Genomic DNA, 16,235 nt, shown 5'->3' with positions numbered 1-16,235 from the left:
ATGGGACTTCAAGAAGTATGGTTCGTGCTCGTCGCAGTACTGTTCATCGGTTACTTCGTCCTCGAAGGGTTCGACTTCGGTGTCGGAATGCTCATGCCGATCGTCGGCAGAGGCAGTGACCTCCCGGCCGATACGCGTCGACGGGTAGCGCTCAACACGATCGGCCCGGTGTGGGACGGCAACGAAGTGTGGCTGATCACCGCCGGTGGCGCGATGTTCGCGGCATTCCCGGAGTGGTACGCGACGTTGTTCTCCGGGTTCTATCTACCGCTGCTGATCATCCTGGTGGCCTTGATCGTTCGTATCTGTGCCATCGAATGGCGAAGCAAGATCGACGACGACAAATGGCGTCAGCGTTGCGACTGGGGCATCATCTTCGGCTCCTGGGTCCCGGCAGTTCTCTGGGGCGTGGCTTTCGCGAACATCGTTCGGGGCGTGGCGATCAACGCAGACAAGCAGGTCGAGTCGGGATTCTTCGATCTGCTCAATCCGTACGCGCTGCTCGGCGGTCTGACCACCGCGCTGGTGTTCGCTCTCCACGGTGCAGTGTTCCTGGCACTCAAGAGTGCCGACGAGGTTCGTGAAGATGCCGTGAAAATTGCTGCACGACTGGCAATTCCAGCTATTCCTGTTGCCGGCGGATTCGTTCTGTGGACGCAACTCGCCTACGGCAAGGGATGGACGTGGATTCTGGTAGCTGCCGCTGCTGCGGCACTGATCGGCGTCGTCTTCCTGACGCGGGCCGAGCGCGAAGGCTGGGCCTTCGTTCTCACCTGTGTGGCCGTCATCGCCACCGTCGTGCTGCTGTTCGCCTCGCTGTTCCCGAACGTCATGCCGTCGACGCTGGATCCGGCGTACAGCCTGACCATCGAGAACGCGTCGTCGAGTCCGTACACGCTCAAGGTGATGACGTGGGCCGCGGCATTCATGACGCCGGTGGTGATCATCTACCAGGGTTGGACGTACTGGGTGTTCCGACAGCGCATCTCCTCCAAGCAGATTCCGGCGTCGATCGGTCTGCGATTCAAGGAGAAGACGTGGTAGTCACCAACCTTGAATCACGAAACATTCGAATCACGAAAGAACTGACGGTCGAATTCACGTGACTATCGAAGTAGGCGACGCTCCCACCACTCGGGAGCGTCGCCGGGGGCCGATCGACCCGCGGCTGTGGCGACATTCCGCTTCTGCGCGCGGCTATCTGATCCTCACGGTCGCTCTGTCGATGGTGAACGTCGTGATGGTCATCGTCGCGGCGCTCATGATCGGCCGGGTGCTGGCCGGAGTGATCACCACTCGAACTGTGGATGTTTCCTCGTGGACAACCGAATTGGTTGTTCTCGCCGCAGCTGTGGCGGTCCGAGTTCTGGGGACCTGGTTGCAGACCAGGTATGCGCACCGGGCGTCGACTCGCGTCGTTGCCGAGATCAAGAACGGCGTGCTGACGTCGGCGACGGCGATGAGTCCTCGCGATCTGGATCCGCGGCGTGACGAGATCGCGACCGTGGTCACCCGAGGTGTCGACGGCCTTGGTCCGTACCTGACGGGATACCTTCCGGCCCTGGTCTTGTCGGTGACGCTGACACCCATCACCCTGATAGTCATTGCGGTGCAGGACATGACGTCTGCGGTCATCATCTTCGTGACGCTGCCGCTGATCCCCATCTTCATGATTCTGATCGGCTTGCTGACAAAGGGTAAGTCGGAGAAGACGCTGGCAGCGATGACCACGTTGTCTTCGCAACTGCTCGATCTTCTTGCCGGTTTGCCGACGCTGCGGGCGCTCGGTCGTCAGCAAGGTCCTGCCGAGCGCGTCCGTGAACTCGGTGACGCTCATCGGCGAACGACGATGTCAGCTCTCCGCGTCGCGTTCCTGTCCTCGATGGTGCTGGAACTGCTCGCAACGCTCTGCGTCGCGTTGGTGGCCGTGAGTATCGGCTTGCGACTGGTGTACGGCGACATGTCACTCGAGCCGGGGATAGTCGCGTTGATCCTCGCCCCCGAGGTGTACCTGCCACTTCGGATGGTGGGAACCCAGTTCCACGCCGCCGAGGACGGAATGGCGGCAGCCGACAAGGCATTCGAGGTTATCGAGGCGGATTCTGCCGCGCCGGAGGGTGGTAGCACGACGGTGGTCGCTCGAGGCGCCGACATCGTCTTCGACGGACTCGGTGTGGCCTCTCGTGGGGGAGTCGCACCGTCTCGACTTTCCGCCATGGCATCGCCAGGGGCGATCACCGTGCTCACCGGTCCCAACGGCTGCGGCAAGTCGACGGCAGTGCACGCGCTGCTCGGGTTGATCGAACCGAGCAGTGGGCGTGTGACGGTCGCCGGCGTCGATGTCCGAGACCTGGACGAGCACGCGTGGTGGAGTCAGTTGGCCTGGCTTCCCCAGCATCCGGTCCTCCTACCCGGCACCGTTCGTGAAAATCTCGATCTCACCGGGGTCGTCGATGCGCAAGCACTGACCCACGCCGCTGCTGCGACGGGATTCGACGCGGTACTGGCCGAGCTGCCTGCGGGCGTCGAGACCGTGATCGGCGTCGGCGGTACAGGTCTGTCTTTGGGGCAGCGGCAACGGCTGGCACTGACACGCGTGCTTGCCTCGGACCGCGCAGTTCTTGTCCTGGACGAACCCACCGCTCACCTCGACTCGGATTCGGAAGGGACAGTGTTGGCTTCTCTGAGAGCACGGGCGGAGCGTGGCGACACCGTTGTCGTGATCGGCCACCGTCCGAGTGTGCTTGCCGCAGCTGACCGGATCGTCGAGGTGCGCGCTCATGAGAAGTGACGCTCACGATCCGCTTCTGCGTGCTCTGCGGCTACTGGAACTTCGGCCACGACGCGTACTGACGGCGGTAGCGGCGGGTGTGGCAACACTCGGTAGCGCACTCGCCTTGGCGGCGCTGTCCGCATGGTTGATCACGCGGGCTTGGGAGATGCCTCCCGTTCTCGATCTCAGTGTTGCGGTAGTTGCCGTACGCGCATTGGGAATCTCACGTGGTGTCTTCCGCTATCTCGAACGATTGACGACGCACGACGTCGCGTTGCGCGGAACCACCGCGGCGCGATCGAGGATCTACCAGCAGTTGGCCGCAGGAGATCCCGCGGCAGCAGCCGGACTACGACGCGGTGACCTGCTCTCACGTACGGGCGCCGACGTGGATGCACTGGGCGACGTCGTCGTCAAAGCACTGATCCCGATTGCGGTTTCGATTGTCCTCGCGTTTGCTGCGGTGGGAATCCTGTTGTTCATCTCGGTTCCGGCCGCGCTCATCCTGGCTGTTGCGCTGGCGGTGTCCGGGATCGCGGCACCCTGGCTGTCGGCTCGTGCTGCTCGTCTCGCCGAGGCCGACAGTTCTGCTGCCGCAGCGCGATTCAGTGAGTCCGCGGTGACCGCCCTCGACCATTCCGCCGAGCTCCGGGTATCGGGTCGCTTGGATCAGGCGGTGAGCGAGGCGGTCTCTGCCGAGAACGATGTGGTCGACGCAACCGATCGCGCGGCGGTCCCGAGTGCCTTTGCCGCCGCTGCCACGCCCCTGGCAATCGGAGTGAGCGTCCTCGGTGCCCTGCTGATCGGAATCTCGCTGTACGGAACCACCGACATGTCACCGATGTCCATGGGAATCCTTGTACTGCTTCCGCTGTCGGCTTTCGAGGGAACCGCGATACTGCCCAGCGCGGCGGTGGCATTGACCAAGGCGCGGCTGGCGTCGGCACGCATCATGGCGGTACTCGATCGAGCCGACGCCGAACACGTTGAAGGAAATCGTGCGTGGCCGGAGGACGGGGTCCTGAGTGTGCACGCGTTGCGGGCGGGTTGGCCCGGGGGAAAGGTGACCGAACCGCTGTCGGTGGATCTTCCTCGCGGTGCTCGTGTTGCCGTCGTCGGCGAGAGTGGATCGGGAAAGACCACTGCGCTGATGACGATGGCGGGACTGCTGCCGCCCGTCGCGGGAACAGTTCGTGTTGACTCGGTGGACGTTTCGGATATCGATCCGGCCGAGCTGCGTCGGCACGTCGGGTACTTCGCCGAAGACGCACACCTCTTCGAGACGTCGGTACTCGAGAACCTGCGCGTCGCGCGGGGTGACCTCACCGCCGAGGACGCGGAGAAGGCACTTGCCGCAGTTGGTCTCGGCGAGTGGCTGGCGGAACTGCCGGACGGGCTCGACACCTACCTGGTCGGCGGTATGCGAGCGGTTTCGGGCGGTGAGCGTCGTCGGTTGCTGTTGGCACGCGCGATCGTCTCGCCCGCGGAGGTACTGCTGCTCGACGAGCCGACCGAGCACATGGACGCGGAGGCCGGCGCTCAGTTGCTGCGCGAGTTGCTCAGTCGCGACGCAACGCTGGTCGATTCTTCGCGAACCGTTGTTGTCGTCACCCACCAACTTCCGGACGGCACAGCAGCTGACCAGGTGATATGCGTCGGAAGAGTTTCTGTGGAAAATACGTTGCCGTCATCGTGAAGTGGGCGTACTTTCTCCTGTACACAAGGAAGGAGGTGGTCTGAAATTGAAGTACAGACGGACGCGTGAGGTGGCTGCCAGCTAGCCGCAATCGCTGATGGAATTCACTTACCGCGTGAGCGGCCGGCGAATCCCAGGCAGCCACCCGACCCCCGAGCCCCCGATCAGTCCGACCGGGATCCGCGCGAAAGCGTGGGTGTGGCTCGGGGGTCGCTTCGTGCCGTGCGCCTTTATCAACCCCCGGCGGTTAATAAAGGCGCACAGCGTGGACAAGGATTAGGCCCCCACCATCCACCGCGCTCGAGGATGGCTCTGACCTCGGCTGCAGTTCGGCACGAGGCCCCCTCCACCTCCTCCCAACCGAAGACCAGTGTGGCGTTGCCTGACAGTTCGGATGTGTTTCCTCGCCGCCGATCCCGCAGCGCAGTCGCCCGAGAAGAGTGGAAGGCAAATCCGTCGAGTCGAACGATCAGTGCGACACCGCAATTGCGGTAGTCGACGTCCTCGTAGAAAGTTCTCCCATCGACGAGGACCGGCGATTGCCGTCGTGCTTCCGGCAAACCGTGTGCTCGCTCGACCTCGATTGCGTAGCGATGCTCGAGTACCGACTGGACACCGCGATCCAACAGGTCCAATGTCGAGGACAGCGCTTTGACATATCGCCTCGGCCGTCGGCATTCCATTCGGGTGCGCAATTCCATCCGTGACACTTTGCACGCCGTGGCCGAGCGAACCAGAGAACGAGCGGCGTCGCGAGCCGACGGCTCTGCAACCGCCAGGTCAATTGCGGTGTCGGCCAGCGAAGTACGAGCAGGCTGAGTGGCAACGCCGATGTGGGCCTGAGCGCGTGAACGATGAACGATCACTCCGGGATGGGCAGTGGACCACCCCAACGGAACGGGGCGCGCCGGGGAGCGTTCGGGTCTGACCGTCGGACTCTGACAGCGCGAGGATCTGCCGTATCGGACCGTGATGTGGACCGGCAGTTCGGACTCGATGTGCGTGAGTCCCCACTCTTCAGCTGCCGTCCGGTGACTCAGGTAGGTCTCTCCGCCGCCGAACAGAAGGGCGGCCTCGAGAATCATTGCTCGGTTGAGCGGGCCGTTGGTGCTGGATTGAACGCCGTGGAGGACGGAAGTCCATTGACCCGATTCGACCAGATGTTGGATGCGCCGCGGTGAATAGCCGAAAGGGCGTAGTTGTTTATTGGTCGCGAGTCCGTGTTGGAAGTCGAAGAGTCTTCGGAGATCAGGATCGATGTAGTCGCAGCTCATGCGAATACCGTCAGATCGCGGACCGACAAGAATCGGTCGAAGATGCCGCTCCGAAGCCCGCCTGTGGAATTTGTCGGTGCCTGTGGATAAATCTGCTGTGCGCCTTTATTAACCGCCGGGGGTTAATAAAGGCGCACAGCAGAGCTAGCCGATGTAGCGCGTCAGGCGGGCCGAGAGACGCGGTTCCAGGCCACCGTCAGACATGATCCGCTCCTCGACGTACGCGAGGTCGCCGCCTTCGACGATGCCGTACAGACGCTTCGCGCCGCCGTACAGTGCACCCGACTGGCTGCGGATCACCACGTCGGTGGCAAGTTCCCACGACGCCTGGGTGAGTGCGCGCCCGTAGTACATTTCGACAACACCGGAGCTGTGGCTGAGCAGGAGTTCGACCACTTCCTGGTTGACGCTGCCCGGGATGCCGTCGCCGCCCATGCGCCAGTAACCGCTCTCGCGCAGATCGGGGCTCACGTACTTGCCCTCGGCGTCGAGGCGCCAGGACCGGGAATCCCAATTGAGGTACGGGCCGCCGTCGTGCGAGATGACGATCTGCTGACCGAAGGCGTAGTCGCCGTTCTCGTCGTGTCCTTCACCTTCGCCGCGCCAGACACCGACGAGGGGGAGAAGCGCGAGGAGTTCGGGATTGATATCCGGGCCGAGGCGCAGGTTTGCGGTGTCCTCCGGCAACGGAAGGTCCGGCAGGGTCGGAATGTTGAGCGACGCCGTCGACTTGGAGCGTTCGACGGCGATGGCGACAGCTTCGTCCCCGCTGCCGCGCCTCACGGCACCTGCAGCGGCGGAATCGTCAGCGGTCGCGTCGGACCCTGAATCCGGAGCCTGACTCACGACTCGTCGGTGACCAAGCGGTACACGACGTACACGGAGAACCAAGCGATCATGACGGATGCGAGTGCGAGGAGTACCTCGAAGAAAATGACCACGGGTACATCTTAGACCGCGGCGACCGACCAGAAAAATCGGGAGCCGGAATGCAGAAGGCCCCGCACCGGAGGGGTGCGGGGCCGCCTGACAAAGCATGAATTACTTGCTGACGGTCACGTCCACGTTGTGCACGCCCGAGCCCTCGGGAGCGACGGTGGAGGTGCCGTTGCCCGAGCTGGACAGTGCACGCACGGTCCACTCGCCCGGAGCGGCGAAGAAGCGGAAATCGCCGGTTCCCGATGCCACGACCTCGGCCGTGAACTCTCCGGAGCCGTCGAGCAGACGCACGAATGCGCCGCCGATGGGCTGGCCGTCAGCTGCGAGAACGCGGCCGGTGATGACCGTTTCCTTCTCGACGTCGACGCCGGCAGGCAGGGTCTGGCCCTGAGTAGGTGCTCCACACATGATCAGGCTCCCAATTCGATCGGTGCGCCGACGAGTGAGCCGTATTCGACCCAGCTGCCGTCGTAGTTCTTGACGTTGTTCTTGCCGAGGATCTCCTGCAGGACGAACCAGGTGTGGCTCGAACGCTCGCCGATGCGGCAGTAGGCGATCGTTTCCTTGGTGTCGTCGAAGCCCTTTTCCGCGTACAGCTTGGCGAGGTCGTCGTCCGACTTGAAGGTGCCGTCCTCGTTGGCGGTGGTGCTCCACGGGATGTTGATGGCTCCGGGGACGTGGCCACGCTGCTGCGCCTGCTCCTGCGGAAGGTGGGCGGGAGCGAGGATCTTGCCTGAGAACTCGTCAGGGCTACGAACGTCGACGAGGTTCTTGCTGCCGATGGCGTCGATGACCTCGTCGCGGAAAGCGCGGATCGAGAAGTCGGGGGTCTCGGCCTTGTACTGCGTGGCTTCGCGGTTGACTGCGTCCTTGGAGAGCGGGCGTCCGTCGAGTTCCCACTTCTTGCGGCCGCCGTCGATCAGCTTGATGTCCTGGTGGCCGTACAGCTTGAAGTACCAGTACGCGTAAGCGGCGAACCAGTTGTTGTTGCCACCGTAGAGAACGACGGTGTCGTCGTTCGCAATGCCTTTGGCGGAGAGCAGATCCGAGAACTGCTCCTGGTTCAGGAAGTCGCGTCGGACGCCGTCCTGGAGGTCCTTGCGCCAGTCGAGCTTGACTGCACCCTCGATGTGGCCGCCGTCGTATGCGCTGGTGTCCTCGTCCACCTCGACAAAAACGGTCTTGGGGGTGTTGAGGTTCTGCTCAGCCCAGTCAGCGGAGACTAGGACGTCGGAGCGAGCCATGGTGTTCCTTTCGATGTGGTCTTGCATCGGTCGTTATCTAGCAGGGGTTCAGCAGGGTTGTGGGGCAAGCGTTTTCACGCGGTGGTAGCGCGGCCGGTATTCCGCAGCCTTGCGACGAGTGGATAGATCTGGCAGCCGAGGCAGATGCCGAACGCGGCGTTGAGCAGGGCCGCGAACAAGGCGAAGCCGGTGGCAACGGTGCCGACGATCGTCGACCCGGCCAGGAAACCGACCGTGCCTGCCAATGCGAAGACGAGGCCGACGAACTGCGCGAAGCGCAGCGGTGCCACGGGTTCGCGTTCGCTGACCGGCGAGAGTCGCGGGGCGACGAGCTTGCCGAAGATCTGGCCGTACGGGCTGCGCTTGGGGCCGAGTACCGCTCCGACCGCGAAGACTATGGCCTGCAGTGCGAGAACGACGGTGGCGGCGGGCAGTGAGAAGGTCGAGAGGATGAGCGTGAGTACGAGAACGCCGGTGGTGACCCACGCGGCGAATCGAGGTCCGCGGACGTCGACCTGCTCGAGCTGGGGTGTGGTTGTGGACATCGGGAGTGCTCCTGCGCTGGATTGCATGATGCTGTGCCTGGACCGAGAAAACGGGACGTCAAAGTCCCACTCGGTGGATTGATCACGTGAGCGAAAGCTCGAAGGTCAGAGAGATCTGACGGATGTGGTGATCAGCAACAGGTACAGCAACAGCCCCCGAGGCGGCACAGGTCTACTGCGCGGCGTCGGGTGAGCATCAGCTCGTGGCGGGTTTGCACGTCGGCGAGTTTACCCCGAATTCTCGGATTTTGGCTCGTGGGGTCCGGATAGTGGTACGAGTGCAGCTTTCAGATCGGCTGCGGATGGCACTCCGGACACCCGGAACTGTTCCTCCAGGCCACCGTCGAGGATGAAGGTGGTGGGCAGCGAGAGGACACTCATCTCGCGTGCCAGAGCCGGTTCCTGGTCGATGTCGAGCTCGATCTCCACCGGCGGACGGGGAGCGTCGGCCATCGAGATCACGACCTGACCGACGACGCGGCGTACTGCGGCGCACGGTCCGCACCAGTCGGCAGAGAAATGCAGTACGACGGGTCCGCCGTTCGGCGAAGAGACTCCAGCGGCGCGGAGCAGTTCGAGGCGACTGTCCGCCGCGCCGGTCGCGGCCGGCGTGGTGACTCGGACCTTTCCGTTGCGCGACTTGAGAAAGAGCCCGACCGCGACGACGGCCACCAGCGCGACCAGCAGAATTGTGATCCCGGTCATCGGTTCTGCAGCTCTGCGAGATCGATCGTCGTGTTTTCGGCGCTGCCCTCGATCACGATTCTTCCGCCTTCCGCGTAGACCAGGCTCGGCTGAATTCCGTAGGGAAGTGCCTGCGGATCGATCGTGTAGCTGAACAAGCCGAGGACGACGGGTTCGAGTGCTGCGGGGATCGAGAAATCGGCTTTGCCCTCCGGACCGAAGTACAGATTGCTGGCGACGATCTTGACCTGCCCACCTTCCAGAACGAGGTTGGCCTGCACGCTCACTGCAGTCTCGACCGGACCGACGGCAACCGTTCCCGTCAGCACGACGGCGCCCGCGGTGCTCGCTCCGGTTCCGCCGCTGCCCCCGGTGCCATCCGACTTGTTGGCCGGCGGCGAAGATACCTGCAGGTCAGGGATATTGAGCAGCTTTCCGAGGTCGGTGGCGTTGATTCCCATCCGGCCGTCGAGTTTGTCGACGGGGAGTTGGGTGACATTGCCGTTCACGATGTCGGAGAAGGGAACGGTGACCCCGCGCAGATCGGCCTCGACGGTCACTTCGCCCACCACGTCGCTCTGGACGCCGGTAGCTCTGACGTAGACGTCCTTGTATTTCCCGCCGAGTGCCTGGGTGAGGAAGGGGAACCCGTTGAAGGTGACCTCCGGATCCGACTCGAGTGATGCGCCGGTTCGGAGCTCGCGGGAAACCCGGTACTCGGCGTACGCGGCCGCGCCGAAATCGGCCACCAGTCCGAGGCCGAGGAGAAAGACGATGCCGATGATCAGTTTGCGCACCGCACCATTGTGACGGACTCCGGTCGGGGTTCGATGCGACGGCCCCGGTACCAGGCACGCTAATGTAGGGACCGACCAAAAGCGTCGAACTACTCGAGCGTTGCCCTCACGGGTTGCGCGGGCTACTAGATAGGAGGCCGTGTGGAACTGCTCCTCCTCACCTCCGACCCCAACCCGGAAGCTGTACTACCGGCGTTGGCGTTGCTGGCGCACTCGGTTCGGCCTGCCCCCACAGAGGTTTCCTCGCTACTCGAGGCAAGTTCCGCGGACGTGGCATTGGTGGATGCGCGCACCGATCTGGCTGCCGCACGCGGGTTGTGTCGATTGCTCGGAAGCACAGGATCCGCAGTACCTGTGGTCGCCGTCCTCACCGAAGGCGGACTCGTTGCCGTCAACGCCGACTGGGGGTTGGACGACATCCTGCTTCCCGGTACCGGTCCGGCTGAGGTGGACGCCCGATTGCGGTTGTTGGTCGCCCGCAGCGGCGGTGTGGCCAGTCCGGAAGCGTCGGGAAAGATCACGCTGGGCGAACTGGTTATCGACGAGGGGACGTACACGGCACGACTGCGTGGACGGCCCCTTGATTTGACTTACAAGGAATTCGAGCTGCTCAAGTACCTCGCGCAGCACGCCGGACGGGTATTCACCCGGGCGCAGCTGCTGCAGGAAGTGTGGGGCTACGACTTCTTCGGCGGCACCAGGACGGTCGACGTCCACGTGCGTCGTCTGCGGGCGAAACTCGGCACCGAATACGAGTCCTTGATCGGTACAGTCCGAAATGTCGGATATAAGGCAGTGCGTCCGACCAGGGCCAAGGGTGGCGCAGCTGCTCCCGTTCAGTTCGAGGACGACGAGGACGTCGACTACGACGCGGCCGACGGATCGGTGGTCTGACGTGGGTTGGACAGATTCACTGCCGGCTGGATTCGCCGAGCAGGTTTCCGCGCTTCTCGATCGCGCAACCGAGTTCGACGGCAAGGCGCCCGTGTCGGAACAGGGGCGCCATGCCGTTGCCGGGCGCGGCGGCGCGCGACACTTCCTCGAACTCGACGGCGATGCAGTCGTCGGTTATGCGCAGCTGCAAGCCGGTTCGGACGAGCATCCCGACATGGCGGAGTTGGTGGTCGACCCGCAGGCGCGGCGCCGCGGCATCGGAACCAGGCTTGCCGCAGCGGTATTCGACGAGGGCCGGCCGGGCACGCGTGTCTGGGCGCACGGAAACGTCGACGCCGCAGTCGAATTCGCCAAGAGCCGCGATCTGGTCAGCGTTCGTGAACTCCTGCAGCTGCGTCGACCACTCGATGCTCCGCAGCTTCCGGAAATCGTTGTGCCCGAAGGTGTGACGATTCGGACGTATGGTGGACCCGAAGACGATTCCGAGATCCTTCGCGTCAACAATGCGGCCTTCTCCTGGCATCCCGAGCAGGGTGGCTGGACCCAGGCGGAGATCGACGAGAGAACGGCCGAAGGTTGGTTCGACCCTGCTGGTCTGTTCATGGCGTTCGCGGACACCGATCCCGATACTCTTCTCGGCTTTCACTGGACCAAGGTGCACGCACCCGAAGGTGACGATCCGGAGCTGGGGGAGGTGTACGTCGTGGGGATCGATCCCGCGGCGCAGGGACGAGGTCTCGGCCGAGTGCTGACTCTCGCGGGCATGCATTACCTGCGTGATCGCGGCCTCGGAACCGTCCTTCTGTACGTCGAAGGCGACAACACGGCCGCCCTCCACACGTACGAACGACTCGGCTTCGATCGGTTCCACGTGGACATGGCTTACGCCCGCGCGCTCTGACGTCACAGTCGGACACGCAGAAATGTCCAGTCTGTTCATTCTCCGTTAACCATGTGTGGTCCAGCCGGACACCGCGCCCGCCTACTTTTCTCTGTGGGCAGCGCCGTGTTGCCTGATGCAGATTTCAATCATTCTGCGTCTCATGTCGCCGCCCGATCGTGGGCGTGGCGGTAGCGATTTCCGGAGGATCTTGGTGAATCTCAAGCGCAGTGGTGCCCTGCTCGGTGTAGTGGCCGTGGGCGCCATGACCTTGGCCGCATGTGGCAGCGACAACAACTCGTCGTCGACGGGTGTGGACGCGTCCGCATCGAACGCAACGTGCGAAGGCAAGAGCAACCTCTCTGCCGCTGGTTCCTCGGCACAGAAGAACGCCATGGACCAGTTCGTCGCCACTTACATCTCCGTGTGCCAGGAAAAGGGCAAGACGGTCAACGTCGCATACAACCCCAGCGGTTCGGGCGACGGTCGTACACAGTTCATCGCCGGCCAGATCGACTTCGCCGGCTCCGACTCGGCCATCAAGGACGAGCAGGCCGACAAGGCCAAGGAGCGTTGCGTCGGCGGCGAAGCCTGGAACCTTCCCCTCGTCTTCGGCCCGATCGCAGTTGCATACAACCTCGACGGCGTCGACAAGCTCGTTCTCAACGCAGAGGTTCTCGCGAAGATCTTCAACGGCGGCATCACCAAGTGGAACGATCCGGCAATCGCCGCGCTCAACTCCGGTGCATCGCTTCCCGACGAGAAGATCACCACCGTGATCCGCTCCGATTCCTCGGGTACCACCGACAACTTCCAGAAGTACCTCGACGCGGCATCGAACGGTGCTTGGACGTCGGGCGCAGGGTCCGACTTCACCGGTGGCGTCGGTGAGGGCGCCAAGGGTTCGGCGGGCGTTGCACAGGCAGTTGCCACGGCACCGGGTTCGATCACCTACGTCGAGAAGTCGTTCGCCGATCAGAACAAGCTCTCGGTTGCCGAAATCAACACCGGCTCCGAGGCAGTCGCACTGACCAACGACACGGCCGCGAAGTCGATCGCAGGCGCGAAGTTCAAGTCCGACGCAACCGGCGACCTGACGCTCGACCTCGCGTCGATCTTCAAGACCAACGAAGCCGGCGCCTACCCGCTGGTTCTCGCCACGTACTCGATCGTCTGCTCCAAGGGCTACGACGCGGACACCTCCGCAGCAGTGAAGTCGTTCCTGACGAGCGCGGCCAACGAGGGTCAGGCCAACCTGGCCGAGCAGGGTTACGTCCCGCTGCCGTCCAACGTCCAGGATCGCCTCAACGCGTCCATCACGGCAATCAGCTGACCTAGAGACTCGTGCGGACAAGCTCATGGATCTACATTCAGACGTGAAGGAAGTGAGCGCGCATGAGTGACGCGCCCATCACCTCGACATCTCGTTCTCCCGGCCCCGCAACCAGCGGGGCCGGGGTGGGCGGTCCGAACGGCACCACGGAGGACACGATTACTTCCACCAAGGCTCCAGAAACCGAGCATCCTCCGAAGGGTGACGGTCCGGGTAGCGGCAACAGCAAGACGGTGACCCGTCCGGGTGACCGCATCTTCAGCTCGCTCGCCTCCGGTTCGGCAATCTTCATCACGGTTGTCATCGCGGCGATCGGCGCGTTCCTGATCTGGCGTGCTGTTCCTGCTTTGAGCCGGAACCAGGTCAACTTCCTGACCAGCCGTGAATGGGTCACGCAGAACATCAACGCGATGGCGTTCGGTGTCCTCGATCTTTTCCAGGTCACGGTGTTGGTCTCGCTGTTCGCACTGGTGCTCGCGATGCCGATCGCACTGGGCATCGCGATCTTCCTGACTTCGTACTCACCCAAGTGGCTCACGCGGCCACTGTCGTACACGATCGACCTTCTGGCAGCTGTGCCGTCCATCGTCTACGGCCTGTGGGGACTTCTCGTCTTCGCTCCGGCGATCACCCCGGTCGCGGTGTGGCTCAACGACACTCTCGGCTGGTTCCCGCTCTTCGCCGACGGCAGCGGATCGATCACCGGCGGCGGCACCATCTTCACCGCAGGCATCGTCCTCGCCGTGATGATCCTTCCGGTCATCACCGCAGTGACCCGCGAGGTGTTCATCCAGACCCCGCGATCACAGATCGAAGCCGCACTCGCCCTCGGCGCCACGCGCTGGGAAGTTGTGCGCACCACGGTCATCCCGTTCGGTAAGTCCGGCTACATCAGCGGCTCGATGCTCGGTCTCGGACGCGCACTCGGTGAGACGATGGCGCTCTACCTGATCCTGCGCACCACCTCTCAGGCCTTCGGCTGGTCGCTGTTCGACGGCGGCTCGACCATCGCCTCCAAGATCGCCCTCGGCTACGCGGAGTTCAACAACGACATCCAGGCAGGCGCGTACATCGCAGCCGGACTGGTGCTGTTCGTACTGACCTTCGTCGTCAACGCGGCTGCCCGCGCAGTGATCGCCGGAAAGAAGGACTGACCCATGACCTCCACTCTGGACCGGCCGGTCAAGGCCCCCACTTTCCAAGGCGTCGGAGCCCGTCGTCGTGCCAAGGACGTCATCGCGACCGTCCTGGTGAGCCTGGCAGTCGTCATCGCGCTCATCCCGTTGGTCTGGGTGCTCTTCACGGTCATCGCCAAGGGCCTGCCCGCTCTGACGTCGCCTACCTGGTTCACCAACTCGCTGAGCGGATTGACGGCGTCGGCCGACGGCGGCGGTATCTATCACGCCTTGATCGGCACCCTGCTGCAAGGCATCGTGTGCGCGGTCTTCTCCATCCCGCTCGGTATCTTCGTCGCGATCTACCTGGTGGAGTACGCCGACCGGAAGTCGAAGCTGGGCAAGCTGACCACGTTCATGGTCGACATCCTCAGCGGTGTTCCGTCGATCGTGGCTGCGCTGTTCATCTACGCCCTGTGGATCGCGACCTTCGGCTTCCCCAAGTCCGCGTTTGCGGTGTCACTGGCTCTGGTCCTTCTGATGGTCCCGGTCGTCATCCGCTCCACCGAGGAAATGCTGCGCATCGTCCCGATGGATCTGCGAGAGGCGTCGTACGCGCTCGGTGTGCCGAAGTGGAAGACCATCTCGAAAATCGTTCTGCCGACGGCACTTCCCGGCATCATCACCGGCGTCATGCTGGCCCTGGCCCGCGTGCTCGGTGAGACCGCACCGCTGCTGATCCTCGTCGGCTACGCACCGTTCATCAACTTCGACCTGTTCAACGGCGAAATGGGCACACTGCCTTCCGTCATGGTCGCCGAGATGAACAACCCCACCGACGCCGGCACCAACCGCATCTGGGGCGCAGCACTGACCCTGATCCTGCTGATCGCGATCCTCAACATCGTCGCGAAGCTGATCGGTCACTTCTCACAGGTCAGAAGTAAGTGATGCGGCCTCGGAACATGTTCGTACTCAACAGCGTCAACAACTCAGTAGGGAGCCGGTAATGGCCAAGCGTCTGGATCTCAAGGACGTCAACATCTACTACGGCAAGTTCCACGCCGTCGCCGATGTGGGCCTGTCCGTCCCGCCCCGGAGCGTCACCGCCTTCATCGGCCCGTCCGGTTGCGGCAAGTCCACCGTTCTCCGTTCACTCAATCGCATGCACGAAGTGATTCCCGGTGCGCGCGTCGAGGGTTCGGTGCTGCTCGACGGCGAGGACATCTACGGCTCGAACGTCGATCCGGTCGGTGTTCGCAAGACCATCGGCATGGTGTTCCAGCGACCCAACCCCTTCCCGACCATGTCCATCAAGGACAACGTCGTCGCGGGCTTGAAGTTGCAGGGCGAGCGCAGCAAGAAGAAGCTCGACGAGGTGGCCGAGCGTTCGCTGCGCGGTGCCAACCTGTGGAACGAGGTCAAGGATCGCCTCGACAAGCCCGGTGGCGGCCTCTCAGGCGGTCAGCAGCAGCGTCTGTGCATCGCGCGTGCCATCGCGGTCTCGCCCGACGTCCTGCTCATGGACGAGCCGTGCTCCGCGCTCGACCCGATCTCGACTCTCGCGATCGAAGACCTGATCACCGAGCTGAAGAAGGATTTCACGATCGTCATCGTCACGCACAACATGCAGCAGGCTGCGCGTGTGAGTGACCAGACGGCATTCTTCAACCTCGAGGCAACCGGCAAGCCCGGTCAGCTCGTCGAGATCGACGACACCGAGAAGATCTTCTCGAACCCGACGCAGAAGGCCACCGAGGACTACATCTCCGGCCGCTTCGGATAGGTCCCGGGATCAACCCTGCACGATCATGTTTCACCCCCGTTTCCAACAGGAGACGGGGGTGAAACTTTTTGGTTGTGGTGATAGTTCCCACTCCGGTGCGCAGAGCTGAGCGTCGTTGGGCGCCCGAATAATTCGATGAGCAGCGCAAGTGCGCCGAGTGGGCGCTGAAGTAGCCGACGACGTGAATCTCGTGGATACTGACGACGCTTCGGACAATGCTAATCTCGGCCCGACAGCACGCTGTCGATCGATGTCGTTTCACAACCGGAAGGGCT

General features: G+C 63.3%; 17 protein-coding genes. 9 read left to right on the top strand and 8 right to left on the bottom strand.

All coding sequences use genetic code 11. The annotated features are described in order from the left end of the window. The 3 genes from cydB to cydC are packed head-to-tail and all read left to right on the top strand — an operon-like array spanning position 1 to position 4,469. A complete protein-coding gene (cydB, locus tag A0W34_RS23415; protein ID WP_003939727.1) occupies positions 1-1,044 on the top strand; it encodes a cytochrome d ubiquinol oxidase subunit II in 1,044 nt (347 codons plus the stop codon). A gap of 58 nt (positions 1,045-1,102) precedes the next feature. Beyond that, on the top strand, positions 1,103-2,791 hold the full coding sequence (gene cydD, locus A0W34_RS23410) for a thiol reductant ABC exporter subunit CydD (RefSeq protein WP_007733831.1): 1,689 nt from the start codon (positions 1,103-1,105) through the stop codon (positions 2,789-2,791). After that, the gene (gene cydC / locus A0W34_RS23405; RefSeq protein ID WP_081558359.1) at positions 2,781-4,469 is read left to right on the top strand and encodes a thiol reductant ABC exporter subunit CydC; all 1,689 of its coding nucleotides are present in this window, start codon (positions 2,781-2,783) and stop codon (positions 4,467-4,469) included. Before cydD ends, cydC begins: the two co-directional genes overlap by 11 nt. A 233-nt stretch (positions 4,470-4,702) precedes the next feature. On the opposite strand, the gene A0W34_RS23400 is transcribed toward cydC, so the two are convergent. The 8 genes from A0W34_RS23400 to A0W34_RS23370 form a co-directional block, all read right to left on the bottom strand. Then, positions 4,703-5,743, bottom strand: coding sequence for a type IV toxin-antitoxin system AbiEi family antitoxin domain-containing protein (locus A0W34_RS23400; protein WP_081558358.1), 1,041 nt, complete (start codon positions 5,741-5,743; stop codon positions 4,703-4,705). Between the two features lie 144 nt (positions 5,744-5,887). Then, complete coding sequence (locus tag A0W34_RS23395) at positions 5,888-6,526, bottom strand: FABP family protein (protein WP_198035718.1); 639 nt, start codon at positions 6,524-6,526, stop codon at positions 5,888-5,890. Between the two features lie 258 nt (positions 6,527-6,784). Continuing rightward, positions 6,785-7,090: a DUF1416 domain-containing protein gene (locus A0W34_RS23390; protein ID WP_003939797.1), complete on the bottom strand. Its 306-nt coding sequence runs from the start codon at positions 7,088-7,090 to the stop codon at positions 6,785-6,787. 2 nt (positions 7,091-7,092) lie between these two features. Then, the gene (locus tag A0W34_RS23385) at positions 7,093-7,926 is read right to left on the bottom strand and encodes a sulfurtransferase (RefSeq protein WP_003939859.1); all 834 of its coding nucleotides are present in this window, start codon (positions 7,924-7,926) and stop codon (positions 7,093-7,095) included. 74 nt (positions 7,927-8,000) lie between these two features. Then, a complete protein-coding gene (locus A0W34_RS23380) occupies positions 8,001-8,471 on the bottom strand; it encodes a DUF4395 domain-containing protein (RefSeq protein WP_073512792.1) in 471 nt (156 codons plus the stop codon). Positions 8,472-8,602: 131 nt separating this feature from the next. Next, complete coding sequence (locus tag A0W34_RS33840) at positions 8,603-8,689, bottom strand: putative leader peptide (protein ID WP_350318872.1); 87 nt, start codon at positions 8,687-8,689, stop codon at positions 8,603-8,605. A gap of 10 nt (positions 8,690-8,699) precedes the next feature. Then, a complete protein-coding gene (locus tag A0W34_RS23375; RefSeq protein ID WP_073512761.1) occupies positions 8,700-9,176 on the bottom strand; it encodes a thioredoxin family protein in 477 nt (158 codons plus the stop codon). Further along, the gene (locus A0W34_RS23370) at positions 9,173-9,952 is read right to left on the bottom strand and encodes an LmeA family phospholipid-binding protein (RefSeq protein ID WP_003939847.1); all 780 of its coding nucleotides are present in this window, start codon (positions 9,950-9,952) and stop codon (positions 9,173-9,175) included. The genes A0W34_RS23375 and A0W34_RS23370 overlap by 4 nt, the downstream gene beginning before the upstream one ends. A gap of 141 nt (positions 9,953-10,093) precedes the next feature. On the opposite strand from A0W34_RS23370, the gene A0W34_RS23365 reads away from it, so the two are divergent. The 6 genes from A0W34_RS23365 (at position 10,094) to pstB (ending at position 15,960) form a co-directional block, all read left to right on the top strand. Further along, positions 10,094-10,846, top strand: a complete 753-nt coding sequence (locus A0W34_RS23365; protein WP_003939728.1) for a winged helix-turn-helix transcriptional regulator — start codon at positions 10,094-10,096, stop codon at positions 10,844-10,846. Position 10,847: 1 nt separating this feature from the next. After that, positions 10,848-11,747: a mycothiol synthase gene (gene mshD, locus A0W34_RS23360; RefSeq protein ID WP_073512762.1), complete on the top strand. Its 900-nt coding sequence runs from the start codon at positions 10,848-10,850 to the stop codon at positions 11,745-11,747. 193 nt (positions 11,748-11,940) lie between these two features. After that, complete coding sequence (pstS, locus tag A0W34_RS23355) at positions 11,941-13,059, top strand: phosphate ABC transporter substrate-binding protein PstS (RefSeq protein WP_003940482.1); 1,119 nt, start codon at positions 11,941-11,943, stop codon at positions 13,057-13,059. Positions 13,060-13,121: 62 nt separating this feature from the next. Continuing rightward, entirely contained in the window at positions 13,122-14,213 is a 1,092-nt protein-coding gene (gene pstC / locus A0W34_RS23350; RefSeq protein WP_007733846.1) for a phosphate ABC transporter permease subunit PstC, read from the top strand. Between the two features lie 3 nt (positions 14,214-14,216). Beyond that, positions 14,217-15,125, top strand: a complete 909-nt coding sequence (gene pstA / locus A0W34_RS23345) for a phosphate ABC transporter permease PstA (RefSeq protein ID WP_081558356.1) — start codon at positions 14,217-14,219, stop codon at positions 15,123-15,125. A 58-nt stretch (positions 15,126-15,183) separates the two neighbouring features. After that, positions 15,184-15,960: a phosphate ABC transporter ATP-binding protein PstB gene (gene pstB / locus A0W34_RS23340; RefSeq protein WP_003939968.1), complete on the top strand. Its 777-nt coding sequence runs from the start codon at positions 15,184-15,186 to the stop codon at positions 15,958-15,960. Positions 15,961-16,235 lie beyond the last annotated feature (275 nt).

Origin of the sequence: Rhodococcus sp. BH4, from assembly GCF_002079265.1 — a bacterium.
Classification (GTDB): Bacteria; Actinomycetota; Actinomycetes; order Mycobacteriales; family Mycobacteriaceae; genus Rhodococcus_F; species Rhodococcus_F qingshengii.
The sequence above is the reverse complement of the archived record's forward strand: the minus strand, read 5'-3'. Positions and strand labels throughout refer to the sequence as shown.

What these genes read in the sequence shown, in the direction of transcription:
- cydB (WP_003939727.1), top strand. Translation starts at nt 1, where the DNA reads ATGGGACTTCAAGAAGTATGGTTCGTGCTCGTCGCAGTACTGTTCATC.
- cydC (WP_081558359.1), top strand. Translation starts at nt 2,781, where the DNA reads ATGAGAAGTGACGCTCACGATCCGCTTCTGCGTGCTCTGCGGCTACTG.
- A0W34_RS23400 (WP_081558358.1), bottom strand. Translation starts at nt 5,743, where the DNA reads ATGAGCTGCGACTACATCGATCCTGATCTCCGAAGACTCTTCGACTTC.
- A0W34_RS23390 (WP_003939797.1), bottom strand. Translation starts at nt 7,090, where the DNA reads ATGTGTGGAGCACCTACTCAGGGCCAGACCCTGCCTGCCGGCGTCGAC.
- A0W34_RS23385 (WP_003939859.1), bottom strand. Translation starts at nt 7,926, where the DNA reads ATGGCTCGCTCCGACGTCCTAGTCTCCGCTGACTGGGCTGAGCAGAAC.
- A0W34_RS23380 (WP_073512792.1), bottom strand. Translation starts at nt 8,471, where the DNA reads ATGTCCACAACCACACCCCAGCTCGAGCAGGTCGACGTCCGCGGACCT.
- A0W34_RS23375 (WP_073512761.1), bottom strand. Translation starts at nt 9,176, where the DNA reads ATGACCGGGATCACAATTCTGCTGGTCGCGCTGGTGGCCGTCGTCGCG.
- pstC (WP_007733846.1), top strand. Translation starts at nt 13,122, where the DNA reads ATGAGTGACGCGCCCATCACCTCGACATCTCGTTCTCCCGGCCCCGCA.
- pstA (WP_081558356.1), top strand. Translation starts at nt 14,217, where the DNA reads ATGACCTCCACTCTGGACCGGCCGGTCAAGGCCCCCACTTTCCAAGGC.
- pstB (WP_003939968.1), top strand. Translation starts at nt 15,184, where the DNA reads ATGGCCAAGCGTCTGGATCTCAAGGACGTCAACATCTACTACGGCAAG.